The organism is Microbacterium sp. GXF7504 (assembly GCF_054798235.1).
In genome coordinates this window covers 1-1517 of the sequence record NZ_JBSJZI010000009.1, presented here as the reverse complement: position 1 = coordinate 1517, position 1517 = coordinate 1, and the positions used below count along the sequence as shown (strand labels likewise).

General features: G+C 67.9%; 1 protein-coding gene. It reads right to left on the bottom strand.

Annotated features, from left to right (window positions below; translation table 11 throughout):
- Positions 1–298 precede the first annotated feature (298 nt).
- Entirely contained in the window at positions 299–1402 is a 1104-nt protein-coding gene (locus ACWAUO_RS15065; protein ID WP_460776599.1) for an IS110 family RNA-guided transposase, read from the bottom strand.
- Positions 1403–1517: the final 115 nt, after the last annotated feature.

Sequence of the window (1517 nt, the reverse complement as noted above, 5' to 3'; positions counted from 1 at the left end):
CTCGACTGATATGTAGGGCTTTCTGTCAAGTGGGCAGGGTGAAGCGCCGCCGGGCTGGCTGCTCGGCGGCGCTTCTTCGTCCGGGTGGCGGGGGCCGGGGGTGCGGCGTGTCTTTCGACGCGTGGTCAGTCTGATATTCGCGGGTTGGTTACCGCAGGACCCTGTTTCGGCGAGAGCATCCGAGCTTGTCTGAGGTCGAGCGTGGCCGCCGGGGGGGCGGCTGCTCACAGTCGAATCGCTGGTGTTCTCTTCACGCTGCATGCGTTCCGGTATCCGCGTCCGGGACGAGCTCGAGGGGTTAGTCCATGACGGCCAGGGACCAGCACCAGCCGGCGAGTTCGCGGGCGATCGCGGTGTTCGCGACGGTGTGCTTCTTGTGTTTCGCAGCGAGCACCATCCAGCGGTGGTGAAGGCGCCGGTTGCCGGCGTCGCCGCGGACTGCCGAGGTGGCGGGCGCGTTGGCCCATCGGTCCCGCATGACCTTCCCGATCCGGTAGGGGTGCTTGTGATACCAGGCGGACTCGATCAGCAGCCTCCGGGCGTGGGTGTTACCGGTCTTGGTGATCGGGCCCAGCGACCGGGACCCGCCGGAAGAGTGCTCGGACGGCACCAGCCCTAGGTAGGCGGCGATGCTCGACCCTGTGAGCCGGTGCCAGTCGCCGATCTCGACCGCGAGAGCGAACCCAGTCAGCGTCGAGATCCCGCGCAGACACCCCAACCGTGTTGTGACCGCGGTGAACTCCGAATCCGTCGCCATGACGGTGATCTCACGGTCCAGCCGGTCCTTGCGGGCCACGATCTGCGTGACCGCGTCGTAGCCGGCGTCGAACGCGTCCAGCGTTCCGATGCCCGCATTGTCGAGCCCGGCACGGCGTTCTGCGCGCAGCCAGCGGTCGTGGTCCCGACTCCAGGTGTTGGTCCCCGCGTAGACGATCCCGCGTCGCAGCAGCAGCTTCGACAGACGATGCCGGGCGGCCATCAGCTCCACCCGGGCATCATCCCGTGCTCTCACCAGATCCCTGGCGGACTCTTCCGCTTCGGTCGGCACCCGCACCGCGGTCAGCTCATCCATCTTCAGCAGCCGGGCCAGTAGCAGCGCGTCCCGCGCGTCGGTCTTGATGCGGTCACCAGCAGGGCGGATGATCTTCGACGGCGCCGCGACCGTCACCGCGATCCCGGCCGCATCGAGCTTCCGGGCAAGCCCGAACCCCGTCGGGCCGGCCTCATACGAGGCATGCACCGGACCCAGCCGGGCCGCGACCTGCGCCACCCACGCGACGACCTCGACCGTCGTTGCGGGCAATCGCGCCTCGATCACCTCACCGGTCGACGTGTCTACCGCCGCCGCTCGCACGCTACGCGCGTGCACATCCAAACCAATCGCCGTACGCTCGTTGAACACCAGGGCCTCCGCTGCATGTCGGCATCCCGTGCCACTCACGGGATGATCCACGAATCTGCACCGTGGGGCCCTGGGCCTACAAGGGTCTCAGAACCCCCACCCTCATAGGGTCTGA